The 22,816-nt window shown below is 60.0% G+C and carries 20 protein-coding genes and 1 pseudogene; 11 read left to right on the top strand and 10 right to left on the bottom strand.

From position 1 onward, the window contains the following. Nucleotides 1–7 precede the first annotated feature (7 nt). The 4 genes from ACYZTX_RS15290 to ACYZTX_RS15275 form a co-directional block, all read right to left on the bottom strand. Nucleotides 8–823 (bottom strand): SDR family oxidoreductase, encoded by an 816-nt coding sequence (locus ACYZTX_RS15290; RefSeq protein WP_462034759.1) that lies wholly within the window; start codon nt 821–823, stop codon nt 8–10. Between the two features lie 280 nt (nt 824–1,103). Further along, a complete protein-coding gene (locus ACYZTX_RS15285) occupies nt 1,104–2,003 on the bottom strand; it encodes a LysR substrate-binding domain-containing protein (RefSeq protein ID WP_462034758.1) in 900 nt (299 codons plus the stop codon). Nucleotides 2,004–2,008: 5 nt separating this feature from the next. Continuing rightward, nucleotides 2,009–4,222 (bottom strand): xanthine dehydrogenase family protein molybdopterin-binding subunit, encoded by a 2,214-nt coding sequence (locus ACYZTX_RS15280; protein ID WP_462034757.1) that lies wholly within the window; start codon nt 4,220–4,222, stop codon nt 2,009–2,011. After that, nucleotides 4,222–4,686 carry a (2Fe-2S)-binding protein gene (locus ACYZTX_RS15275; RefSeq protein ID WP_462034756.1) on the bottom strand — a complete coding sequence of 155 codons (465 nt, stop codon included), beginning with the start codon at nt 4,684–4,686 and terminating at the stop codon, nt 4,222–4,224. The genes ACYZTX_RS15280 and ACYZTX_RS15275 overlap by 1 nt, the downstream gene beginning before the upstream one ends. A 118-nt stretch (nt 4,687–4,804) precedes the next feature. On the opposite strand from ACYZTX_RS15275, the gene ACYZTX_RS15270 reads away from it, so the two are divergent. From ACYZTX_RS15270 to ACYZTX_RS15225, 10 genes are all read left to right on the top strand, one after another. Further along, nucleotides 4,805–5,695, top strand: a complete 891-nt coding sequence (locus tag ACYZTX_RS15270) for a LysR substrate-binding domain-containing protein (protein WP_462034755.1) — start codon at nt 4,805–4,807, stop codon at nt 5,693–5,695. 357 nt (nt 5,696–6,052) lie between these two features. After that, complete coding sequence (locus tag ACYZTX_RS15265; RefSeq protein ID WP_462034754.1) at nt 6,053–6,982, top strand: amidohydrolase family protein; 930 nt, start codon at nt 6,053–6,055, stop codon at nt 6,980–6,982. A 4-nt stretch (nt 6,983–6,986) separates the two neighbouring features. Continuing rightward, on the top strand, nt 6,987–7,892 hold the full coding sequence (locus ACYZTX_RS15260) for an amidohydrolase family protein (protein WP_134418495.1): 906 nt from the start codon (nt 6,987–6,989) through the stop codon (nt 7,890–7,892). A 134-nt stretch (nt 7,893–8,026) separates the two neighbouring features. Then, nucleotides 8,027–9,412 carry a UbiD family decarboxylase gene (locus tag ACYZTX_RS15255; RefSeq protein ID WP_462034753.1) on the top strand — a complete coding sequence of 462 codons (1,386 nt, stop codon included), beginning with the start codon at nt 8,027–8,029 and terminating at the stop codon, nt 9,410–9,412. Between the two features lie 11 nt (nt 9,413–9,423). Further along, complete coding sequence (locus tag ACYZTX_RS15250) at nt 9,424–10,020, top strand: UbiX family flavin prenyltransferase (RefSeq protein WP_449644813.1); 597 nt, start codon at nt 9,424–9,426, stop codon at nt 10,018–10,020. Then, nucleotides 10,017–11,054 (top strand): CobW family GTP-binding protein, encoded by a 1,038-nt coding sequence (locus ACYZTX_RS15245; RefSeq protein WP_403139422.1) that lies wholly within the window; start codon nt 10,017–10,019, stop codon nt 11,052–11,054. Before ACYZTX_RS15250 ends, ACYZTX_RS15245 begins: the two co-directional genes overlap by 4 nt. 92 nt (nt 11,055–11,146) lie before the next feature. Then, nucleotides 11,147–12,514, top strand: coding sequence for a nucleobase:cation symporter-2 family protein (locus ACYZTX_RS15240; RefSeq protein WP_462034752.1), 1,368 nt, complete (start codon nt 11,147–11,149; stop codon nt 12,512–12,514). A 12-nt stretch (nt 12,515–12,526) separates the two neighbouring features. After that, a complete protein-coding gene (locus ACYZTX_RS15235) occupies nt 12,527–13,915 on the top strand; it encodes an amidohydrolase family protein (RefSeq protein ID WP_462034751.1) in 1,389 nt (462 codons plus the stop codon). Between the two features lie 81 nt (nt 13,916–13,996). Beyond that, entirely contained in the window at nt 13,997–15,163 is a 1,167-nt protein-coding gene (locus ACYZTX_RS15230; protein WP_462034750.1) for an XdhC family protein, read from the top strand. An 84-nt stretch (nt 15,164–15,247) separates the two neighbouring features. Continuing rightward, nucleotides 15,248–16,105: a hypothetical protein gene (locus ACYZTX_RS15225; RefSeq protein WP_462034749.1), complete on the top strand. Its 858-nt coding sequence runs from the start codon at nt 15,248–15,250 to the stop codon at nt 16,103–16,105. A 282-nt stretch (nt 16,106–16,387) separates the two neighbouring features. On the opposite strand, the gene ACYZTX_RS15220 is transcribed toward ACYZTX_RS15225, so the two are convergent. The 3 genes and pseudogenes from ACYZTX_RS15220 to ACYZTX_RS15210 all read right to left on the bottom strand — a co-directional run bounded on the left by ACYZTX_RS15220 (nt 16,388) and on the right by ACYZTX_RS15210 (nt 17,756). Next, nucleotides 16,388–16,648 carry a DUF1214 domain-containing protein gene (locus ACYZTX_RS15220; RefSeq protein WP_462034748.1) on the bottom strand — a complete coding sequence of 87 codons (261 nt, stop codon included), beginning with the start codon at nt 16,646–16,648 and terminating at the stop codon, nt 16,388–16,390. Next, nucleotides 16,561–17,094: pseudogene (locus tag ACYZTX_RS15215) on the bottom strand (transporter); the annotation flags it as partial. The pseudogene ACYZTX_RS15215 and the gene ACYZTX_RS15220, both read right to left, overlap by 88 nt. 233 nt (nt 17,095–17,327) lie before the next feature. Continuing rightward, complete coding sequence (locus ACYZTX_RS15210) at nt 17,328–17,756, bottom strand: arsenate reductase ArsC (protein ID WP_462034747.1); 429 nt, start codon at nt 17,754–17,756, stop codon at nt 17,328–17,330. A 686-nt stretch (nt 17,757–18,442) separates the two neighbouring features. Here ACYZTX_RS15210 and ACYZTX_RS15205 point away from each other — a divergent pair. Further along, nucleotides 18,443–18,604, top strand: a complete 162-nt coding sequence (locus tag ACYZTX_RS15205) for a DUF2986 domain-containing protein (protein WP_462034746.1) — start codon at nt 18,443–18,445, stop codon at nt 18,602–18,604. A gap of 158 nt (nt 18,605–18,762) precedes the next feature. On the opposite strand, the gene ACYZTX_RS15200 is transcribed toward ACYZTX_RS15205, so the two are convergent. The 3 genes from ACYZTX_RS15200 to ACYZTX_RS15190 all read right to left on the bottom strand — a co-directional run bounded on the left by ACYZTX_RS15200 (nt 18,763) and on the right by ACYZTX_RS15190 (nt 22,805). Further along, a complete protein-coding gene (locus tag ACYZTX_RS15200; RefSeq protein ID WP_462034744.1) occupies nt 18,763–20,184 on the bottom strand; it encodes a mannose-1-phosphate guanylyltransferase/mannose-6-phosphate isomerase in 1,422 nt (473 codons plus the stop codon). 132 nt (nt 20,185–20,316) lie between these two features. Next, the gene (locus ACYZTX_RS15195) at nt 20,317–21,408 is read right to left on the bottom strand and encodes a mannuronate-specific alginate lyase (RefSeq protein WP_462034743.1); all 1,092 of its coding nucleotides are present in this window, start codon (nt 21,406–21,408) and stop codon (nt 20,317–20,319) included. Continuing rightward, nucleotides 21,408–22,805 carry an alginate O-acetyltransferase AlgX-related protein gene (locus tag ACYZTX_RS15190; protein ID WP_462034742.1) on the bottom strand — a complete coding sequence of 466 codons (1,398 nt, stop codon included), beginning with the start codon at nt 22,803–22,805 and terminating at the stop codon, nt 21,408–21,410. The genes ACYZTX_RS15195 and ACYZTX_RS15190 overlap by 1 nt, the downstream gene beginning before the upstream one ends. Between the last annotated feature and the right edge of the window lie 11 nt (nt 22,806–22,816).

The raw sequence follows: 22,816 nt of genomic DNA, 5'->3' as shown, positions 1-22,816 counted from the left end.
ACCAGGCTTAGCTGTCATCCACTGCGGTGGGTGTCGCAGCCGTGCCTGCTAAGAGACCGCCGTCAATGTTGAACTCACTGCCGGTAATGTACGTCGCTTCATCCGAGGCGAGTAACAGTGCCAAGGCCGCGACTTCTTCGGGCATCCCGAACCGTCTGAGTGGTGTATCTCGAACCACTGCGGCCATTCGCTCTTCACGACCCGCGTCGGCGCCTAACATGGGCTCCCACATTGGCGTGAGGATGGCCGCCGGATGAATCGAGTTGCACCGAACTTTGAGGCCTTGCTCGGCGCAGTAGAGAGCCACCGTCTTTGTGTGATTGCGAACTGCACCTTTGGACGACGCGTATGCCGCGGCACCCGGAATGCCAACCAAACCGGAGCGGGAGGAGATGTTGATAATGGAGCCTGATCCTAGAAGTCGCATGGCGCGAATGGCGTACTTGCAACCGAGGAATACACCGTCGAGATTGGTATGATGCACTGCGTGCCAGTCCACCAGACGCGCATGTTCCGGATCGTGCCGCACGGCGCCCTGCTCAAATCCGGTAATACCTGCGTTGTTCACTAAGACGTCTAACCTGCCGCGCTCCTTTAAGATTTTCGTCGTGACTCGCTGCCAATCCTCTTCGCGCCGCACATCAAGGCGCAGATAACTGGCGCGGTCACCGAGTGAGTTTGCAATAGTTCTGCCGAGTTCGTCGTTTATATCAGTGACGTAAACAAAGCAGTCCTCCTGCACGAAGAGTCGCGCAATCGCGGCACCAATCCCTTGGGCCGCCCCTGTAACGACCGCAGTCTTGGAAGTGAGTTTATTGTCCATATTGATGCAGCGCCTCCCTTGGCTTGATGCGTGCGAAGCGTGAAAACACCAGTCTACGCCGTGCCGTCGCCTCGAAAAAGCGTCCGCTCCCGAAACAGCTTTCCTCCGCCGTCGGCTGAGCGTGAACGTCGCAGCTTCGGCCAATTATTCTATTTACGGTTCGTTAAGGTGATGGCGAAATTATGTTGTCGTGACATAACGTGCTGATCTTTCAAGCTTCGAGGGGGGTCGAGTCAAATTCACGAATCGCTCGACGCATCGGCAGCTCCAGCGTGATCGTTCAGGGTCGGCCACCGCGTTCTTTCAGGACTAGTTCGCGCAACGTATCGAGAAACAACTTGAGCACCGGCGAGTCATCGTCTGCGCGGTAAGTGGCGTACAGCGGCACTTCCGGCAACGCTGGGGTCAGGCGGCGGAACACCAGCCCGGCTGGTGCCAGCTGCTCGATGGACGCTGGCAATAACGCCACACCGAAACCGGCTTGCACCAGGCTGAGCAAGGTTTGAACCTCGATCACCTGTTGGCGGATTTGTGGGGTAAAACCGGCCTTGATGCAGCACTGATAGAGAAAATCAGCAAACCGCGACTGCTTGAGTTCCAGCGCCACAAAAGGCTCCTGTGCCAAGTCCGCCGGCGCCAGGCTTTCGCATCGAGCCAAAGGATGATCGACAGGCATGACCACGCGAATCGGCTCGTAGATCAGCAGTTCATTGCGCAACTGCGGATCGTCATAGCCGACCCGGAACACACAGGCATCGATGCGTTTCTCCTTCAACGCCACGACCTGTGCCGCCGGCGTCATTTCATGCAGCCGCCAGGACACCTGAGGATAGCGCTCGCGGAAAAGGTGTAAGGCCCGCGGCAGCACGCCAACCATCACCGAACTGATCATGCCGATTTCCAGCTCGCCCAACTGACCACGACCGGTCTGACGAGTCAGGTCCAGCGCGCGGTTCAGTTGTTCGAACACAAGCGGCGCCTGTTCCTTGAGCATCTGTCCGGCCGCCGTCAGCTCGACCCGGTGATGACTGCGCTCGAACAGCGGTGTACCCAGTTCCTCTTCCAGCAGACGAATCTGCTGGCTCAGCGGCGGTTGGCAAATGTGCAAACGCGTGGCAGCCCGGCCAAAGTGCAGCTCTTCAGCAAGGGCCATGAAATACCGCAGCAATCGCAAGTCCATGACGGCTATCCCAGGGTCAGCGGCGTCGAGCGCTGGCGCACACCGGTCAAGCTGAACAGCGCATTGGCGATGGCCGGGACCACCGACGTGCTGCCCAGTTCACCGACACCTCCAGGTTTGCTCGGCTCGCCGTCCAGTACCAGAATATCTATCGCCGGCATGTCCGACATGCGGGGCACCCGGTAATCATGGAAGTTGCTCTGCACCACCCTGCCCTGTTTGATGTCCATGCGGTCGAACAGCGCGTGGCCGAGGCCCCACATCAAGCCGCCATAGATCTGCTCTTCGACACCGCCCGGCGACACCGCCAGGCCGCAATCGACCACGCAAGTGAGCTTATCGACCTTGATCACACCGTCTTTTTTCGAAAGCCTGGCGACCACCGCGATGAAGCTGGTGTAACCCTGATTGGTGGCGATCCCCAAGGCTGTCCCTTCCGGCAATGGCTGGCCCCAACCGGCGCGTTCGGCGGCACTCTTCAGCACCGCGACGTGCCGGGGCCGTTCGTGCATATGGGCCAGGCGAAAGGCCAACGGATCCTGTCCCGCGCCGTGTGCCAATTCGTCCATGAAACTTTCGACGGCAAACACATTGGGAATGAAACTCACGGAGCGATACCAACCGCTGGGCACGTTGCTTTCGTGCTTGACCCAGACCAGGTCCAGATTCGCAGGACGATAAGCAAAGTCCCACGCGGTGATGGCTTCGGTCGTGCTGTAGTCCATGTGGTCGGGGCGTTCGAAATAGCCTGGTTCCCACTGTTCCGGTGAAGCCGGTGAGACCGCGTCAAGTTTCAACGCCGTGAGTTTGCCCTGAGCGTCCAGCGCACCTTTGACTCGATGCAGAGTCGCCGGGTGCATGAACAGCGAACGCATTTCGTCTTCACGGCTGTTCATCAACTTGACTGGCACCTTGGCCTCCTGCGCCAGGTAGGCCACTTCGAACAACCAGTACTTGGCCTCCCGCGCCCCGAAGCTGCCGCCGGACACCAACTCATTGATGGTGACCTTATCCTTGGCGATCTTGCACACCTTTTGCGCAGCCTCCAGCGCCGAGGATGGCACCTGAACGCCGCCCCAGTAGGTGATGGCGTTATTCTTCACCTCGGCGGTGATGCAGATCGGTTCCAGCGGGTTCTGCACCTTGTACGGCATGAGGTAATCGGCTTCGAGCAGCTTCGCGGCTTTCGGCCACTGAGCGCTGACATCCCCCGCCGCCATGGCGGACACCCGCTGTGCATTCTTGTCGTCGATGGCCGCCGCTTGCGCCGTCGCCAGTTGATCGCTGTCGAAACCGGCCAGGGGTGAATCGCTCCATTGCACCTTGAGCAACGCACGACCCTGTTGGGCGGCCCAGTAATTGTCCGCGAGCACTGCGACGCCTTCCTGATTGCCGCCCAGCACATCAGGCCGGCCGGGAATCGTGATCACCTTACGCACGCCCGGTACTTGCAACGCCGTACTGGAATCCACCGCGACAACCTTGGCGCCGACCACTGGCGTGCGCTGAATCACCGCCACCAGCATCTCTGGCAATTCCACGTCGATGCTGTACTTGAAGCGCCCGCACACCTTGGCCGCCGCATCGCGCTTGTGCCGCAGTTTGCCAATGTACTTGAACTGCGCGGGGTCCTTCAGAGTGACCTTGGCCGGTGCTGGCAATTTCGCGGCAACACTCACCAGCTCACCGTAACCCAGGCTGCGTTTGCTCGCGGAATGCACCACCCGGCCCTCTTCGGTTGTGCAACTGTCGGGACTGACTTTCCATTGCTTGGCCGCCGCAGTGATCAGCAGTGCACGCGCCGTGGCACCGGCCATCCGCAGGCGATCGTATTCCAGCGAAACACTGGTGCTACCACCCGTCGAGTAGACTTTCCATATCGGGTGAATGTAGGTTTCAAAGAACGGATTTTCCGGCGATATCACCTGCACGGTCATCGGGTTGACGTCCAGTTCCTCGGCCACGCAAGCGGCCAATGCGGTGTGGGTGCCTGTGCCGGAATCGTGTTTGTGCACCACCAGCTTCACCGTGCCGTCGGGCAATACCCGAACCCAGGCGTTGGGCTCGAATTCACCTGCAGGCGCAGGTCCTTTCAGGTCCGTGGCGGCTATGCCTGAGGGCAGATAGAAACCAATTGCCAGGCCGCAGGCAACAGTGCCAGCCTGCTTGAGAAAGAGACGGCGCGGCAGTTCTTTCTGTGTGTCGTCGATAAACGTCATCACGCCTCCTTCGGCGCAGCAGCTGCGCGCTTGATGGCTTTATTGATTCGCCCGTAAGTGCCGCAGCGGCACACGTTGCCGGACATGGCGTTGCGGATCGAGTCATCGGTGATTGTCGCACCGGTGTTGAGCAACGCGGCCGCGGACATGATCTGCCCGGATTGACAGTAACCGCATTGCGGGACATCTTCGGCAACCCAGGCCAGTTGCAGCGGATGCTGTTCGGTGGGCGACAAGCCCTCGATGGTGGTGATGCTGTGCCCCGCCACGGCGGCGACCGGCAGTTGGCAGGAACGTACTGCGACACCGTCCAGGTGCACGGTACAGGCACCGCACAGGCCCATGCCGCAACCGAACTTGGTGCCGGTGAGTTTCAAGTGATCTCGCAACACCCATAACAAGGGCATGGAGGGCGATGGCTCTACCAGCTCGTGTCGTTCGCCATTTATCGTGAATTCGATCATTGTCAGGCTCCAAGAGAGCGGCCCGTCTTTGTGCAGGCCTGGTCGCCGATTATTGGGAGCCTGTGCAAAAACGGGCCAGCGACGATTTCTGCCATCTTGTGTAAGTAGGACTAACAGCATGTACAAGCGATACCCGTCGGTGCAGTCCATGAGTGCATTCATCCAGGCCGCGCGCAGCGGAAGCTTCTCCAGTGCCGCGCGCAAACTCGACCTGACTCACAGCGCTATCAGCCAGCAGATCCGCAGCCTGGAAGACTTCATCGGCCAGCCGCTGTTCGTCCGCGAAGGCGGCGGCAGTAACCTGACCGATGCCGGGCAATTGTTTGCCAGCGTGCTGTCCGACGGCCTGGCGCAGATCGACCGGGCGCTGTCCTCGGTGAAAAACCGCAGCGTCGCGCAACGGCTGACCCTTGATGTCGACAGTGAACTGGCCCAAAGCTGGCTCAATCCACGGCTACCGGAACTGCTCGATTTATTGCCTGACCATCAAGTGGTATTGCTGTCGATGCCGCGCTCGGATCGCAGCTCGTTCGAGCGGGTGGACCTGGCGTTGCGGTACGGGTATGGCGATTGGGAAGACTGCGAGATGACCCAGATCTGCGGTGATCGGGTGACTGCGGTGGCTTCACCTGGGTTGCTTGAGCGCTATGGATTGCAGGTGCCGATCACACCGGCGCAAGTGCTGGAATTGCCGTTGTTGGGGTATACGCGGCGCTCGTGGATTCCTTGGCTGGATGCGGCAGCAATGGCGCCGACCGAGCCGAATGCGCGGGTGGTTTTCGATAATGCGGCCAACCTGATTGCAGCGGCCGAAGCCGGGGTTGGCGCGGGATTGGTGCGCGGGCTGCTAGCGGCGGATGCGTTGCGCGCGGGGCGTTTGGTGGAGCTGAACGACGCGCAGATTCCGGCGCATTACAACCTGTATGCGGTGTGGCCACCAGGGCAGGCCGAGCGGGTGGCGCCGGTGGTTGAGGTGATCAAGACTTTGGCTCAGCAAACGCTGATCTGACGCCTTCGTCGGATCGCCGCCCGGAGCAAGCCCGCTCCCACATGTTGATCGGTGCCAGACACAAATCCTGCACTCATTGAAGATCCCCTGTGGGAGCGAGCTTGCTCGCGAAGAGGCCGGCACAGACACCACAAAATCCCGGCCGATATCGAACACATATCAACACCCCGCCCAATTAATATTGTACGAACCCCAACCCCTCTTCCAATACTTCCCCCCAAGCAGCCAGCGTCCCGAGCCGGATGTGACCAGGCGAGGGAATGCGCAGCACTATGCGCATAGAAATGGCCGATTGCCCGGGACGTGGCTGCTGCGAACCGCAAGGTTCCCTTCCCCGCTATCAGGAGATCGACTTCAATGATCATCGATATCAGTTGCTATCCCACCGACCTGGTGGACCTCGCCTGGAGGCATGACGGTGACCCGTTCACCGGCGAGCGTCTGCTGGAGATGATGGATGGCCCGTATATGATCAACGGCAAACCTCGCCGCATCGACAAAGCCTTCATCCAGCCACCACAAGGCAACACTATCTACACCTGGACCGACGGCGACCTCACCGGACGCGAGTCCATCGATGCCTACATGGCTTACACGCTGAAGATGGTCCAGACCTACCCGGATCGCTTCATTGGCTGCTTCGTCTACAACCCGCGCTGCGGCGTGGAAAACGGTGTCGAGGCGATTGAGCGCTACGTCAAGGAACACGGCTTCAAGATGGTCCAGATGCAGGCCAACATGCACGCCTATCGCCCGGACCGTGCGCTGGACTGGGTCCGTCCGGCCTTCGAGAAATGCGCCGAGCTGGGCATCCCGGTCAAACTGCACACCGGCGACGGGCCGTACAGCATCCCGTCGGAATGGGTGCCGATGATCAAGGAGTTCCCCAACGTCGATTTCATCATGGCGCACTTCGGGGTGCAGACCGGTGGCGTCTACGTGTTTGAACCGATGCAATGGGCGATGGAATTGCCCAACGTTTACTGCGAATCGGGCTGGTGCCTGCAATCGCGAATCGTCGAATTCGCCAAGGTCCTGCCGACCCACAAAATCCTGTTCGGCACCGACACCCCGCCAAACGAACCGGGCATGTGGCTGCGCCTGCTGGAAGTGCTCTGTCATGAGCCGCCGCAAGGTCTGAATCTCGACGAGGACACCCTCGAAGAATACCTGGGCAACAACACCGCACGGATGATCGGCCTCGAACCGACCCCGCCGCCACGGTCCGTGTCCGAAGCCGAGGCGCAGTTGAAGCGCCCTGTCACTACCCAACTGGCCAGGAGTTGAACCGATGATTATCGATACCCATCTGCACCCCACCAACCTGGTCGACGAGGCCTGGCGCCACACCGGCGAACCGTTTACCGGCGAGCGCATGCTCAAGCTGATGGACGGCCCGTACATGATCAACGGCAAACCGCGCCGCATCGACATGGGTTTCATCCAGCCGCCACCCGGCAACACCGGTTATCGCGACGGCAACCGGCGGGGCCGCGAAGGCGTGCGCGACTACATGTCGTACATCGCAGAGCTGTGCATGAAGTACCCGGATCGGTTCATTGGCAACTTCAACTTCAACCCGCGCTGGGGACCGGAAAACGGTGCGGCAGAGCTGGAGTTTCATATCAAGGAATACGGTTTCAAGATGCTCAAGCTGCACGCCAACATGCACGGCTATCGTCCCGACCGGGCACTGGACTGGCTGCGGCCGGCGATGAAAGTCTGCGCCAAGTACAACATCGTGGTGCTGATCCACACCGGCGACGGTCCGTACACCATCCCGACGATGTTCTACCCGATCATTCGCGAATTCCCGATGGTCAACTTCATCATCGGTCACTTCGGCATCCAGACCGGCGGCAACTACTCGTTCGAAGCGTTCTGGATGGCCATGGACACGCCGAACGTGTACTGCGAATCCGGTTGGTGCTTCCAGTCGCGGATCGTCGAGTTCGCCAAGGAGCTGCCGCGCAACAAGATCGTCTTCGGCACCGACTCGCCGCCGAACGAACCGGGCATGTGGTTGCGCGAACTCGAAGTCCTGTGTTCGCCAGCGCCACAAGGCCTGGGGATTGATGAGGATCACCTTGAGGATTACCTGGGCAACAACATTGCCCGGTTGTGCGGCATCGAACCGACACCGCCACCCAAGGATCTGATCGAGGCGGACATTCGTCTGACCACGACCTACCTCTAAGCGTTTTAAAACCAGAGCAAAGCGGCTTTCCAGGCGTACAGATGAGCCCGGCGTTCGATCGACCGGCAGGCCAACGGCTTGTCGATCGAACGTCACCCTCAGCCCTGCACGCCTGCTTTTTACGAGGTGAAACCATGACCCTCTCTACGCTCGGCGATACCCAGGACTTTCACGATTTCATCGACGCCTATCGCCGGCAGTACCCGGACGATGTGCTCACCGTCCACGAATCTCTTTCGGCCGATCAGGACGTCACCGCCCTGGTCGATGCCCTGGCCACACAAGGCCGCGACCCGCTGCTGATCTGCGAAAAAGTCGGCAACCTCGGTGTGCCGGTGGCGACCAACCTGTTCGCCTCCCGAACCCGCATCGCACGGATCTTCGGTGTCACCCCGGCGCAACTCCACGAAACCTTCCAGGCCCGCGCCAATCATCCGATCGCGCCCCGCTACGTCGAAACCGGTCCGGTACTGGACGAGATCTTCGAAGGCGAAGCCGTGGACCTGGCACTGTTGCCGATGCTCAAGCACTTCGACAGTGACCGTGGCCCGTACATTACCAACGCGATCATCATCGCCGAAGACCCGGTCACCGGAATTGCCAACATGAGCTATCACCGCTCGATGCGCCATGCCCGGCAGACCCTCGCCACCAGCCTGCATTCGCGCGGTCACTTGTGGCGCATGCTGCAAACCGCTCGCGAGCGCGGTGAAGAATTGCGCGTGGCCATGGTGGTCGGCGCCCATCCGCTGTTTATGCTTGCCGCAGCAGCACGTTTGCCGTTCGGTAGCGATGAACGCGCAGTGGCAGGTGGCCTGTTTGGTGCGCCGTTGGAACTGGTCAAGACCCCGCTTTATGGCATCGGCGTACCGGCCTATGCCGAGTTTGTACTGGAAGGCGCCATCGATCCGGCGGCCTATGCCGAGGAAGGTCCGTTCGGCGAGTTCAGCGGCTATTCCTCAGACCGTTCAACCAATAACGTGCTGCGCATCGACACCCTCATGCGGCGCAAGGACGCTTGGCTGGTGGACGTGGTCGGCGGACGGTACGCCGAACACCTGACCCTGGCGCGCCTGCCACGGGAAGCGGAAATGAGCGAAAAACTCAAGGCACGCTTCCCCGCCGTCACCGCCGTGCACTACCCCAACTCCGGCACGCACTTTCACTGCTACGTGGCGCTGGATCAAAGCCGCGACGGCGAGGCGCGGCAGATCATGCTCGCCCTGCTCGGCTGGGACCCGTACCTGAAAACCGTAATCGCGGTGGACAGCGACATTGACATCAGCGACGACAGCCAGGTGCTGTGGGCATTGGCCACACACTTTCAGCCGCATCAGGACATCTTTGTCATCGACGGCTTGCCCGGCAGTCCACTGGACCCATCGTCCTCGGTCAACGGCACGACTTCGCGCATGGGGCTGGATGCTACTCGCGGTTCGGGGTTCGACGGGATCAAGGCGCAGTTGAATCAAGACGTCGTCGAACGCGCGCGCAATCTGCTCAAGAGCTATCAATCGTGAACCGCCAGCGGATGGTGGTCGGCATCAGCGGCGCGTCCGGCTTCATTTACGGCGTGCGCTTGCTGGAGTTGCTGGCTGAACTGAATATCGAAAGCCACCTGATCATCAGCCGGGCCGCGCTGCTGACCATGGCCCATGAAACCGACTACAAACTGGCGGACGTCACCGCGCTGGCCAGCCACTACCACCGGGCCGACGACGTGGCTGCCGGAATCGCCAGCGGTTCGTTTCGCTGCCTGGGCATGGTGGTCGCGCCGTGCTCCATGCGCACGTTGGCGGAGATTGCCACCGGCTCCTCCTCGGGGCTGATCGGCCGCGCTGCCGACGTCACATTGAAAGAACGCCGGACCTTGGTGTTGATGGCCCGGGAAACGCCGCTGACCCTCGCCCACCTGCGCAACATGACCGCCGTCACCGAAATGGGCGGGATCATCGCCCCACCGGTGCCGGCCTTCTACGCCCGCCCGCAAAACCTTTCGCAAATGGTCGATCACAGCCTCGGCCGTGTCCTCGACCTGTTCGGCCTCGACGCCGGGACCGCGCTGCGCTGGGGTGAACCCGGCCCATCGGCCACCGGCCATTTCGCAACAACCAAGGAGCTCGCATGAACAGCCCATTCAACGCCCCTACCCCGAACCGCAAAATTCCGGTGACCATCCTTACCGGTTTCCTCGGCGCCGGCAAAACAACCCTGCTGAACTACATCCTCAGGGAAAACCACGGCCGCAAGATTGCCGTGATCGAAAACGAATTCGGCGAAGTCGGCATCGACGGCGACCTCGTGCTCAGCTCTGAGACCGAAGAAATCTACGAGATGGTCAACGGCTGCGTGTGCTGCACCGCCGAGGTTCGAGAGGACCTGGTGCGCATCGTCCGCGAACTGGTGGCGCGCCCGGTGCGGCTGGATCACATCTTGATCGAGACCAGTGGTTTGGCCGATCCGTACCCGGTGGCGCAGAGCTTCTTTATCAACGACCCGATTGCGGATGAAGTCGAACTGGACGCCATCGTGACCATGGTCGACGCCAAGCACATCGCCCAGCATCTGGAGGATTTGCAGTTGGATGGCGTGGACAACCAGGCAGTAGATCAGATCGTCTGCGCCGACCGCATTGTGATCAATAAGGTCGATCTGGTGAGCGAGGACGACGTGGCAGCGCTGCGCGGCAAGATTCGTGGGTTAAACGCCACGGCGGACCTGGTGACCTCCAGCTACGCCGAGATCGACCTGTCGAAGATTCTCGGCATCGGTGCGTTCGAGTCGACGCAGAAGCTGATGGAAATCGGCTCTGAGCACGATCACCACGCCGACGAACACCACCATGATTTGGATCATGACCACGATCCGAGCGTGTCGTCAGTCGGCATCGCCGTGGACGGCGCCGTGAATCTGCTCGCCTTCCACCAGTGGATCAGCGAGTTGCGCGATGAGCAGGCCGACAACCTCTACCGAATGAAAGGCGTGCTGGCCGTCGCGGATCAGGATCAGCGTTACGTGCTGCAGGGCGTTCACAGCCTGGTCGAGTTCCGTGCCTCCACCTCATGGGGCACGGAACCACGCTCCAGCAAGATTGTGTTCATCGGCCGCGACCTGGACCGCGCGGCGTTGAACCAAGGCTTTGCCGCCTGCCTGGCAGGCTGAAAAAACGGCATCGGAGCCGGTGGATGGCGGCTCCGGGCTCACAGAACGAATACCCCTCTCTACAGCATAAAAACAGCAAGAGGTGATTCCCCATGTCGTCAGCCACATCCCCATCAAAAACCCCTTCCACCGTCCACCCGGTCGACCAGATTCTGCCGGTCCGCCAAATGCTCACCCTTGGCCTGCAACACATGGCCGTCTCGTACATCGGCGCCATCGCTGTGCCGTTGATTGTCGCCAGCGCCCTGAAAATGTCCCAGGCCGACACCGTGGTGCTGATCAGCACCACGCTGTTCTGCTCCGGCATCGCCACGATTTTACAAACCGTCGGTTTCTGGAAATTCGGCGTGCGTTTGCCGATCTTGCAGGGCGTGGCGTTCAGCAGTGTCGGCCCGGTCATCGCCATCGGCACCAACCCGGAGGTGGGGTTCGCCGGGGTCTGCGGGGCGGTGATCGGCGCGGGGATCTTTACGATGCTCGTCGCGCCGTTCGTGGGCCGATTGCGTCGGTACTTTCCGCCGGTGGTCACCGGTTGCATTGTCACGGTGATCGGTTTGCAGCTGTTCCCGATTGCCTATGAGTGGATCGGTGGCGGCCGCAACGCCAGTGATTTCGGGGCGCCGGCGTACCTTGCCGTCGCCGCCGTGGTGCTCTCGACCATTCTGTTGGTCAACCGCTATGGTGGGCCGATGATGCGCAACATGGCGGTGCTGATCGGGATGCTGGTGGGTGCGGGACTGGCTTACGGCCTGGGCATGGGCAGTTTTCACAGCGTGCAGGAAGCGCCCTGGCTCACCGTGCCTTACCCGTTCTACTTCGGCCTGCCGACCTTCAGCCTGATCCCGATTGCGACCATCGTGGTGGTGATGATCGTGCAGATGGTCGAGTCCATGGGGCTGTTCGTGGCCATCGGCGACATCGTCGACAAACCGGTAGAAGAAAAACAGGTGATCAATGGCCTGCGCGCCAATGGCCTGGCGAGCACCATCGCCGGGATGTTCGCCGCGTTTCCGTTCATTGCCTTCATGGAGAACGTCGGGCTGGTGATTTTGACCGGCGTGCGCAGTCGCTGGGTAGTGGCGATCAGCGGTTTGCTGATGTGTTCCGTGGCGCTGGTGCCAAAGGCTGGGGCGATCATCGCGTCGATGCCGACCGCCGCCCTCGGGGGTGCCGGGATTGCCATGTTCGGGGTGGTCGCCGCAGCGGGCATTCAGACCCTGGCCAAAGTCGATTACGAGCGCAACCGCTTTAACGTGTTGATCGTCGGTTTCACCATCGCCGCCGCCCTGGTGCCAGTGCTGACGCCTGCCCTGTTCAAGCAAATGCCCGAGTGGTCCCAGCCGTTCCTGCACAGCAGCGTGGTGATTGCCTGCCTGGTGTCGGTGCTGCTCAACGCGGCGCTCAACGGCGTCAGCGTTCCCGACAGCGCAGCCACCAAGCCTGCGCCCCACAGCCTCTGACTGGAGAAGCACATGACTCAACTTCAAAACATCCTGATCAAAAACCCGGTGGCGGTGATGACCGGCCTGCGTGGCCCGCGAGCCCGGGCCGGTGCTGTAGACATTCGAGTGGTGAACGGGCGCATTGCCGAAATGGCTGCGGGCCTGGTTGCGCAACCCGGCGAACGAGTGATCGATGCCCGCAACTCGGTGGTCTACCCAGGCTGGATCAACACGCACCATCACCTGTTCCAGAACCTGCTCAAAGCCGTGCCCGAAGGTTTGAATCAAGACCTGCAAGGCTGGCTGGCCAGCGTGCCCTACCCGCGCCTCAACCGTTTTACCCCACAACTGGCGCAGATCGCCGCGCGATTAGGCATGGCCGAGTTGCTGTTGTCGGGGGTAACGACCTGCGCCGATCACCATTACCTCTATCACGCCAACGGCACAACCGAGACCGGCGACCTGCTGTTCGACACGGCTGACGCGTTCGGGATGCGTTTTGTTTTGTGCCGGGGCGGCGCACTGGAGTCCGCCAGCGCTCATCCGGGATTCTCGAAAACAGCGCTGCAACCGGAGACGCTTGAGCAGATGGTCGGTGACATCGAACGGCTCAAATCGCTGTACCACCAGGACACGCCGGATGCGATGCGTCGAGTGGTGGTGGCGCCGACGACACCGACCTTCTCGCTGCCGCCGACCTTGCTGCGCGAGCTTGCCCACACCGCTCGCGGCCTCGGGTTGCGCTTGCACACGCACCTCTCGGAGACGCAGAACTACGTCAACTTCTGCCGCGAGAAATACAACTGCCTGCCGGTGGAATTCGTCGCCGAACACGAATGGCTCGGCCCAGACGTCTGGTTCGCCCATGCCGTGCACCTGCAACCGGGGGAAATCCGCATGCTTGCGCAGACCGGCACCGGGATTTCGCACTGCCCGGTGAGCAATGCGCGTCTGGGCAGTGGTATCGCTCCGGTGCCGCAAATGTTCGAGGCTGGCGTGCCAATTTCCCTCGGGGTGGACGGCGTGGCGTCCAACGAGTCCGGGAGCATGGTTGGTGAAGCGCACACCGCATGGCTGATCCATCGCGCCGAGCAAGGCGCGTCGGCCACTACCGCCGAAGACGTGATCCATTGGGGTACGGCCGGTGGCGCTCAGGTGTTAGGGCTCGGTGCGGTGGGAACATTGGAAGTCGGACAGGCTGCGGATCTGGTGGTCTATGGCCTCGACCATCCACGGTTCTTCGGCTTCCACGATATCGCGCTGGCGCCGGTGGTCGCGGGTGAGCCGATTGCCGTGCGGTACAGCATGGTCGGGGGGCGACTGGTGGTCGACGACGGCGTGATTCCAGGTCTGGACCTGGAGCGCATGCGTGCTGAAGCGTGGGAGGGGGTGGAGCAGTTGATGCATGTCGTCGACTGATCCAACCGCCAACACAACCCCCTGTTGGAGCTGGCTTGCCGGTTCCAACAGGTTGCGCACCGACTTTTGGGATAACACACCATGTCCGGCCTCAACGACCTCCTCCAAGCCATTGAAACCTGCGCCCGGCAAGGCGAAGAAACCGTCCTCGCCACCGTGGTCAAGGTCGAAGGTTCGGCCTACCGCCGCCCTGGCGCACGCATGCTCATCCCCCTCCACGGCCGAACCATCGGCACCGTCAGCGGCGGATGCCTGGAACAGGACCTGGCCAAAAAGGCCTGGTGGCTGACCGATTCCGGCGAGCCGGTGGTGCGCCGCTACAGCACCGGCGCCACCGAAGATGAAGACGACGACCAAAGCGCCCTGACCTTCGGCCTCGGCTGCAACGGCACGGTTTTCGTCATGCTCGAACGCCTGCGCGCGAAGACCCCGTCATTGGCCATCGAACTGTTGCGACAGGTGCGTGACAGTCTGCAACCCGCGGCCATGGCGACCATCATTGCCACGTCTCGCCACACGTCAGTGCGGGTCGGTGATCGGGTGATGTCGCACGCAAGCCCCGCGCTGCGCAATCGCGCACTCGACAGCAGCATCCGCAAAGACCTGCGCAAAACACTCACCGAGAAAAAATCCTCTTTGCGGCTCTACACCGATGCCCGTGGAGAAGTCGAAGTGTTCTTCGAATACGTGGCTCCGCCCCCGCGTCTGGTGATCTTCGGCGCCGGCCACGACGCCCAGCCACTGGTGCGCATGAGCAAACTGCTGGGCTGGCACGTCAGCGTGATCGACAGCCGCAGCCACTTTGCCCGCCCTGAACGCTTTCCGCAGGCCGATGCGGTCATCGTCGCGAACCTCGACGCCTCCATCGTCCTCGGACCGTTGATCGAGGGGGCCGCGGTGGCCGTCATGACGCACAGCTACCGCCAGGACCGACACTGGCTCGGCCAATTGCTGCAAGGCGCACCGGCCTACATCGGCCAACTCGGCCCCCGCGAGCGGACCGAGCGCTTGTTGACCGACATTCGCCAACATAATCCTGCCCTGAATGCATTGCTACAGCTGCACTACCCAATGGGCCTGGACCTTGGCGGCGATGCGCCCGAAAGCGTCGCGCTCTCGATTCTGGCGGAGATGACGGCGGCGTTGAATCTGCGTAACGGCGGGATGCTCAAGCATCGGAGCAAACCGATTCATTACGTGGATTTGCTGGTCTGTGAAAAGTTGGAGGCAGTGGCAGCGGTCGAGTGAGCGGGCTTCAAACGGCGACAGTTTTTCGGCACCTATAACAAAGTCCATCAAGCCGAAGTGGACGACTACTCAAGGAAATGAAAGATGCAGAACCGCACGTTTCTCGTTCGGCAGACCTTTGCCATCAGTACTTTGTTATTGACGACGGCCACTTCATTGCAAGCTGCCGACTGGAGCGATAACTCAATCAGTTACTGGTATGGCACCCACTTCGCCGAGCCGGGCATCGATGGCCCGATCGCCAAGCACATCGTTGAGTTCACTCACGTTGACGGATACAAATACGGCAGCAACTTCCTCGACGTGCAGGTGTTGTTTTCCGATAAAGACGATCCAGCCAACGGCGGCGACAACGGTGCTACCGAGGTGTATGCGATATATCGCCATCAACTTTCACTGAATAAAATATCCGGCCAGGATTTCAAGTGGGGACCCGTTCGGGACTGGTCACTGTCGGGTGGCGTCGACTGGAACACTAAAAACACTGCCTTCGCGCCGGCAAAACGCATGCTCGTCATCGGCCCGACGATCAATTTCAACGTGACAGGTTTTTGGGACTTCAGTGTGATGTACCGCTCCGAGCGCAACCACAATGGCTTGCCGTTCGCCCAGGAGCACGATATCCGCTTCAACGACACGTACTACCTGGAAACCGCCTGGGAGATTCCATTTCAGCTCGGTTCGGTACCGCTCAAATGGAAGGGCTTTGCCAACTTCATCCCGCCCAAGGGCAAGGACGGCTTCGGCAACGACAGCGTGAGCGAAACGCTCGTGCACGCCACTGTACTTGTGGACGTGGGCGAGTTCATTTTCGGCAAGAAAGATACCTTCTTTGCCGGGGTGGGTTACGAATACTGGAAGAACAAGTTCGGTAACAACTCTGCCAACACACCTGGCACCGAAGCCAACACGCCGTTTCTGAATCTGGAATGGCATCTGTAATGCTCCAATCAGAAGGCACACCGTCTTACACGGACAGTTGCATTGGGCTTACCGACTCCATGGAATGTCCGCACTAATGCGTGGGAGTTGACCCTACAACTTAGCCTCGGACCGGAAGCCGGGCGGTGTGCTGACCAGCTCATACAGATAAACCTCAATGTAGCCCGAGGTCTGCGACAGGCAGCAATCGGCAAAAAGCGGTCATTTTCGAACTGTCGAACAATGGCTGAACGCGACTGGCAAATTTACCCATCGCGACCGACGCACATTTCACCGCACTCCTCACTCGATCAATTCGAAATCCGGCAGTTTGAAGCTCTTGTTGTTTAGCGCCTCGGTGCCGCCGTAAAAGCGCATGGCGGGAAGCGGTCGCTTGCCGGCGGTTGGAATCCAGTTGCTTTCAAGCCCACCGGGGGATTTGGGGCCGATGCAGATGGTTACGCTGCCGTCGGCACTTCGAGGCCCCAGATATGGTTGGCAAGAATGCCCCGAGTCCAGCCGTTCGATTGTTTCAACGCGACTGCGGTCGGGCCAATCCCCCATTGCTCGCTACCGAGCAACTCGTCACTGCCGGTAGGGATCAATATCGCCGGGCCAGCGCCGAGTATCCAGCCACTGTCAGTGGGGTTTTTCGGCGAGAAGAAAAAACTCTGCGTGATATCGCCGACACCAGATTTATCCGCCGCGCCATTGCGCGCCAGGCCGTGTTGGTCGATGACAGGCAAAATAGTGCGAGAGATGAGGTTCCAGTCATCGTTCAACGTAAAAGGCAGCACTGGCTGTATGTTAGTGACGCTGTGCATGCCATCACCGGTCGGCCCCATCTTTTGATCCCAGTTGTACTGCACTGGAAGGCTGTACATGGCGGCGACCGGGTTGAGGGCCTTCTTGGCCAGTTCTGCCGAATCCTCGGCTTGGGTCGTGGGCACGAAGCACAACGAAGCGGCCAATGCCGAGGCGGCGTATTTCCATCGTTCTTTTGAATTCATTGCTAATCACCTGTAATCGACAAAAGCGCGCAGCAATTGATTAGCGTAGGCAACAGTGGTCAATGTGCAATTTTTTCCAAAGATTGAAACGTCTGGGAAAGGTGTTTGACGGGTAGGTGGCGATTAAAACCACCGGCAATTGGTTAGTCTTTTTCCCTCCGTCCATCGCTGGTTTCGACTGAAAACTGCAGACAAATATCGACGCCTTGCTCGTCTGCCGGTCGGTTTTAACCTTAATCATCAGCGCTTGAATGTCTCATTTTTACAGTGACGAACATTTTGATGCGGTCGTGAATTTCCTGGAGAGCATGTCGAAAAGGCTCATGCTTTTCACTGGTTGCAGGATCCTCAAAATTCCACGAAATCACGTTGTCAGAGATCGGCATCCTGTCTGCCTCTTCCGATGACTTGTCACACAGCGTGATGACGTAGTGGAACGGCTGCCCTTCAAACTCGCCGATTGACTTGCTGCGCAAGCCGGTTGCTTCGACGCCGATATGATCAAGCGATTCAAGCGTGCGCGGGTCGACCTCACTGGGTTCCAGACCCGCACTGAAGGCTTCAAAGTGTTCGGGATCGGTATGTCTGAGGAGAGCTTGCGCCATCAATGAACGAATGTCATTTTTAGCGCAGACGAACAGCACCCGGGATTTTTCGGTCATGATCAACTCCCCTCTCTCGAGACAGTGAACGGGACAACGGTTGCTGTTATTAGAGCAGTCTTTCTGCCTGCGGGGAGTCTTGGCCGATGGGAAGCACGCGCTAGCAGACGAGGATCGAAGAATTGTCATGCGCCTGTCATCTGTCGCCTGCGTTCGGCCTCTGGGAAAGGGGCGGCAGATCTACAGCTAAAGCAACAGCAACGGCAGAAGCAACGGCAAGATCAAAAGATCGCAGCCTCGCTTCGCTCGACAGCTCCTACAGGGAAATGCGTTCACTTGAAGCCAGGCCGGCCGGTAGGCCGCCTCGCGTTGGCGTTTGCGGTGCACGCCCCCTCACGCCCTGAGCCTGTCCGTCAACCTGCGACTACCTCCAACGCCCCCTCGCTACGCATATGTGTGTGCCTGGAAACATCGAGCTTAAGTGAACAGCATTACGCCACTGAGCGGGCTTTTTTGCCTTTGACATCAGGCAACAATCGGCCAGAAACGGGCGCTTCGGGTATCGGGAACTCAACAACCTAGCCACTGCCCCCGATTCACGCTTACCATACTCCCAACTCGTATTACCGTGGCTGCTGAACCCGGTACTCACGAGGAAATGACCATGGAAAGAACCCGCGCCTGGAGACGCACACAGGCCCGTAAACGCGGCAATGATTCAAGAGCTTACAAGCCGAGTAGAAAATATGAATCGTCGTAAAAAAATAAAGCAGTTATTAAAGGCTCACGCCAAAAAGGCCAGTGCCAAACTGGCACCGCCAAGCAAGTCTAAATACATTAGTAAAGCTGACCGATTGAAACTAGCTTCTGAGTCCACTCACGACTCAATCATTTCCTCTGAGAGCTGATCTATGGATCTTAAGCACCACCGGAGTTTACAAATAGCATCTATGCCCTCCCCTAGAGCCCGCCAACCGCGGGCTTTCTGATTTCTACGGTTCTACCCCAACGAGGCTCGCGTATCTTCCTCGTTCGATAAACGAGCCAACGATTCTGGTAAGTGGGCTTAACTCTGGACCTGTTGGCTCCTGCCGTAGACATCTTCCAGGCGCTCGATATCGTCCTCGCCCAGGTAGCTGCCGGACTGCACCTCGATGATTTCCAGCGGGATCTTGCCGGGGTTGGACAGGCGATGCACCGAAGCGATCGGGATGTAGGTGGACTGGTTTTCAGTGAGCAGGAAGACCTTTTCGTTGCACGTCACCTGGGCGGTGCCGGAGACCACGATCCAGTGTTCGGCACGGTGGTGATGCATTTGCAGGGAAAGCTGCGCGCCAGGTTTCACGGTGATGTGCTTGACCTGGTGACGGGTGCCGCTGTCCACCGAATCGTAACTGCCCCAGGGGCGATACACCGCGCAATGGCTCTGGGTTTCCGAGCGGCCTTTGGCATCGAGCGCATTGACCAGTTTTTTCACGTCCTGCACGGCATCGCGGTGCGCGACCATCAATGCATCCTTGGTTTCTATCACAACCAAATCGTCCAGTCCTAGCAGGGTCACCAGCTTGCTACTGCCATGCACAAAGCAATTGCGGCTGTTGTGGCTGACGACATCGCCCTTGAGCACATTGCCATCGGCGTCCTTGTCATGCACATCCCACAGCGAAGACCAGCAACCGACATCACTCCAGCCAGCACTTAGCGGGACGACGCAGGCGCGGCTGGTGCGCTCCATCACCGCATAGTCGATGGAGTTGTCCGGGCAGCATTCAAAGGTGACCCGATCAATGCTGGTCACGCCTTCACTGCTGCGGCTGCGCTCCAGGGCCAGCACGCAGGTGTCGTACATGTCGGGTTCGTGAGTGCGCAACTCGTCGAGATAGCGGCTGGCACGGAACAGGAACATGCCGCTGTTCCAGAAGTACTCGCCGGACCGGACAAATTCGCTGGCGGTTTGCTGGTCGGGTTTCTCGATAAACTTCTCGACCTTGAAGGCGCCGGCGCCAGCATCGTCGCAGGCGGCCTTGATATACCCAAAGCCGGTTTCCGGACGCGTCGCCGGAATGCCGAACAGCACCATATTGCCTTTGAGCGCCTCTTCCTGCGCATGTGACAGCGTGGCGCGCAAGGCGGGTACGTCACTGATCACATGGTCGGCAGGAAGCACCAGCAGCAACTCATCGCGGCCCTCAGCGATCAGCTTGAGGGCCGCCAGCGCCACCGCCGGCGCGGTATTGCGGCCGAAAGGTTCGAGCAGTATCGCCTGCGGCGTACAGCCGATGGCGGCGAGTTGTTCATTGACGATAAAGCGATGCTCCTGATTACAAACCACGATCGGCTTGGCGATACCCTCGAACGCCAGGCGCTGCAGGGTCTGCTGAAACAGCGACCCCTCGCCTGCCAGACTCAGGAATTGCTTGGGATACAACTTGCGCGACAACGGCCACAACCGCGAACCACTGCCACCGGACAGAATGACTGGAATCATTTCACCTCCTCCCGCACCTTCATCACTCGACATGAAGGCGCTTCAAACAGCGAAGGACTGCCTTCTCTTTTACAACACAAGCTCAATTACGAATGACCCCACCGGGTATCCAGAGCGTGTTGGTTGTTACATTTATTCTTTCTGGTCAGCAAATAGCTGGGTGATGTCGCCGCCCAGGCGGTAGGTTTTCATCGGTTCGAACGATTGGCGCCAGCGGTCGGTTTGCGCCGAGCAGTCGTACAACGCGCAGTAAGGTTCCAGCCAGGCAAACTTGCCGTCCTCGTTGAGGTCCTCAAGTTCTTGCTTGTAGCCGGTCTTGCGTTCAAACGAGCGTGGATCCTTGATCCCTTCCTCGACCCGCGCCGCCAGACGCCGCATGGCGCCGTGGTTTTCTTCACGCAGGTCGACGTCATTGGCTCGGGCAAAGGCAGCGATCATCATCAGCGGACCCATCGCATAGTTGTGGTAAGCCAGTGCGCGGGTGTCGCGGCCCAGTTCGTTGGGCAGATAGCCGTCTGCATCGACTTGGGAAGCACCGATGCGAAACTGCGCTACCGACCAATCGAACAGGTTGCGCCGGTCGACCACCACCGAGGCCGCCATGACGGCCCAGGCTGCCCAATACTGGTGATTGTTCAGGCGGTCCAGCGGCTGGTCGCGCCAGTCCTGCACCACCTGATCGGCGACCTGGCCGATCCAGATCTCGATTGGCCGGGTCTGCGCCTCGCGGCCCCTCAATGGCTGCGAACTCGAATACTTGAGCCGCAGATAGGCCGAAGAAATACTGCCCAGCGCCCATTTGCGCATCGACTTGCCGGTATGGGTGTAGGTGGTACTCAGCAGCGCCTGCGCCCTGGCCCAATCGCCCAGCCAGCTCAGGGTGCATTCCACATGGCCGGCGCGGCCGAGCCGTAAATAAGCTGCGACTTGTTTGTTGACGCCTTTCTCCAGTTCGTTGATATCAGCTGACATTTGCTTGTAGCGTTGGTTGGATTGCGCGTTGAACTGATCACGTGCCTTGCCCGAGCCCTCGTACTTACTGGGGATCAACAGGTCACCGGTATAGGGTTTGGGCGCCGCCGGACAGCTCGGCACGTCGCCCTTCTTGTCCACGGCCGGCGCGTAATAGCCCTGCAGCGGGCGGAGTTGAGCGGCCACCGCCTGCACGGTCGGCCCCATCAGAATCAAGGCCACGCCAAAGGCGGCCCAATGCCCCTGGCGCATCAGTGCCCCTCCGTCTGCGCAGTGCGCAGGGATGTTGTCTCAGAAATGACCGGCTTGGCGCACAAGCGAGCCGAGAGCTCCATGGAGGTCGCCCCAAGGGGTGGCTGCACGTCCATGGAAAGAAAAGTCAGTTCGTCCCAGTCCGCATCAGCGCGCAGCTCGAAGGCGAAGCGGCCCTGGGTGTTGACACTCGACGCACGGCTCAAGTTGATGTTTTCCTGGCGACCGTTCATGTAGGTCAGGGTCGCGCTCATCAGGTGCACGGCGGGATCGGCGAACCTGAGGTCGACCTGATAACGATTGCCCTTGATCGGATACACATTGCCGCCACCGCCGTTGAACAACACCTGATTGCGCCCGCTGTGCAGGGTCGAATGGCTTTTGAGCAGCGGCGCCTGGATGTCGCAGCCATCGCTCAGCGCCGCCATCGCCTGCCGGTAGAAGCTGGATTTCTGGATGCTGTCGAGATTATCGGTTTCCCACACCAGCACCGTCGGCGGGCGCTTCTGAAAGTCGTCGCTGAGCAGGTAGGCGATCAACGAATCATCGTAGCCACCGCCCGGAACACTGAAGTTGCTGACCGGCGTCTGCAGATACTGTTCGAGGAAACCGGCAAAGTTGAACGCCTCGCCGCTGGCGCTGGTACCGATCAATGCGACCTTGGCGGGGACCTTGGAGTCGTCCTGGGCCCGGGTTTGATAACGGGTGACAAACTGCGCCGCATAACCGTTGCCGCAGATCTGTGCGGCGGCTTTTTGCAACGAGCCAGAGCGTCCCAGCAGGCCGGCCGGCTGGCTGGCAAAGACCTGATGCGGCAACGCCTTGAGCACATCGTTGCCCCTGAGCGTCTGGGCCACCAACTGGGCGCTGCGTTCGGCGCCATAGGGCGTCCAGTTGTGATCGCCCTTGAAGTAGAAGGGCTGCCCGGCTGGCTGCGGCGCACTCAGCAGGTTGGTAAAGTCGGGGACCTGAACGCCCAAGTCGCGCACCCGGACCAGCGTTTGCAAGTAGTTCTGCCGGGCCTTGGTCTGATCGAAGTTGGCCAGTTCCAGCGGCGTCAGGCGGTCGGCATGCAGCAAGCCGCGGCTGGGTGGCATCACCAGCACCAGCTCGACCCCGCGCTGGGCCAGCCCGTCGCGCAGACGCTTGAGGGCCTTGTAACCGCTCTCATCGAGGCCGAAGTCAGTGCGAAAATCGCTTTGGGTGCGAAAGAGCCACTGGTCCTTGGCCTCCACCAGGGTCGCGTAGTTTTTCAGCGCCGGCTGCTCGTAAAGTGTCGCCTGTGCCGCTTGTGGGCACAGCTGACAGCAGGCCTCGGCCGTGTATTCCGGCTGTGCCTGTCCCCACGTCGGCACAGACAGCATGCATAGCGCGGCATACCCATGGATTGTTTTCATCAGCAGGCTCC

Source organism: Pseudomonas sp. MDT1-17 (genome assembly GCF_054898105.1).
The sequence above is the reverse complement of the archived record's forward strand: the minus strand, read 5'-3'. Positions and strand labels throughout refer to the sequence as shown.

Bases quoted from the DNA above. Each gene is read 5' to 3' on its own strand.
- ACYZTX_RS15260 (WP_134418495.1), top strand. From the start codon at position 6,987: ATGATTATCGATACCCATCTGCACCCCACCAACCTGGTCGACGAGGCC.
- ACYZTX_RS15245 (WP_403139422.1), top strand. From the start codon at position 10,017: ATGAACAGCCCATTCAACGCCCCTACCCCGAACCGCAAAATTCCGGTG.
- ACYZTX_RS15265 (WP_462034754.1), top strand. From the start codon at position 6,053: ATGATCATCGATATCAGTTGCTATCCCACCGACCTGGTGGACCTCGCC.
- ACYZTX_RS15280 (WP_462034757.1), bottom strand. From the start codon at position 4,222: ATGACGTTTATCGACGACACACAGAAAGAACTGCCGCGCCGTCTCTTT.
- ACYZTX_RS15200 (WP_462034744.1), bottom strand. From the start codon at position 20,184: ATGATTCCAGTCATTCTGTCCGGTGGCAGTGGTTCGCGGTTGTGGCCG.
- ACYZTX_RS15210 (WP_462034747.1), bottom strand. From the start codon at position 17,756: ATGACCGAAAAATCCCGGGTGCTGTTCGTCTGCGCTAAAAATGACATT.
- ACYZTX_RS15270 (WP_462034755.1), top strand. From the start codon at position 4,805: ATGTACAAGCGATACCCGTCGGTGCAGTCCATGAGTGCATTCATCCAG.
- ACYZTX_RS15235 (WP_462034751.1), top strand. From the start codon at position 12,527: ATGACTCAACTTCAAAACATCCTGATCAAAAACCCGGTGGCGGTGATG.
- ACYZTX_RS15285 (WP_462034758.1), bottom strand. From the start codon at position 2,003: ATGGACTTGCGATTGCTGCGGTATTTCATGGCCCTTGCTGAAGAGCTG.
- ACYZTX_RS15190 (WP_462034742.1), bottom strand. From the start codon at position 22,805: ATGAAAACAATCCATGGGTATGCCGCGCTATGCATGCTGTCTGTGCCG.
- ACYZTX_RS15230 (WP_462034750.1), top strand. From the start codon at position 13,997: ATGTCCGGCCTCAACGACCTCCTCCAAGCCATTGAAACCTGCGCCCGG.
- ACYZTX_RS15205 (WP_462034746.1), top strand. From the start codon at position 18,443: ATGAATCGTCGTAAAAAAATAAAGCAGTTATTAAAGGCTCACGCCAAA.
- ACYZTX_RS15275 (WP_462034756.1), bottom strand. From the start codon at position 4,686: ATGATCGAATTCACGATAAATGGCGAACGACACGAGCTGGTAGAGCCA.
- ACYZTX_RS15240 (WP_462034752.1), top strand. From the start codon at position 11,147: ATGTCGTCAGCCACATCCCCATCAAAAACCCCTTCCACCGTCCACCCG.
- ACYZTX_RS15250 (WP_449644813.1), top strand. From the start codon at position 9,424: ATGGTGGTCGGCATCAGCGGCGCGTCCGGCTTCATTTACGGCGTGCGC.
- ACYZTX_RS15225 (WP_462034749.1), top strand. From the start codon at position 15,248: ATGCAGAACCGCACGTTTCTCGTTCGGCAGACCTTTGCCATCAGTACT.
- ACYZTX_RS15255 (WP_462034753.1), top strand. From the start codon at position 8,027: ATGACCCTCTCTACGCTCGGCGATACCCAGGACTTTCACGATTTCATC.
- ACYZTX_RS15195 (WP_462034743.1), bottom strand. From the start codon at position 21,408: ATGCGCCAGGGGCATTGGGCCGCCTTTGGCGTGGCCTTGATTCTGATG.
- ACYZTX_RS15290 (WP_462034759.1), bottom strand. From the start codon at position 823: ATGGACAATAAACTCACTTCCAAGACTGCGGTCGTTACAGGGGCGGCC.
- ACYZTX_RS15220 (WP_462034748.1), bottom strand. From the start codon at position 16,648: ATGGGGGATTGGCCCGACCGCAGTCGCGTTGAAACAATCGAACGGCTG.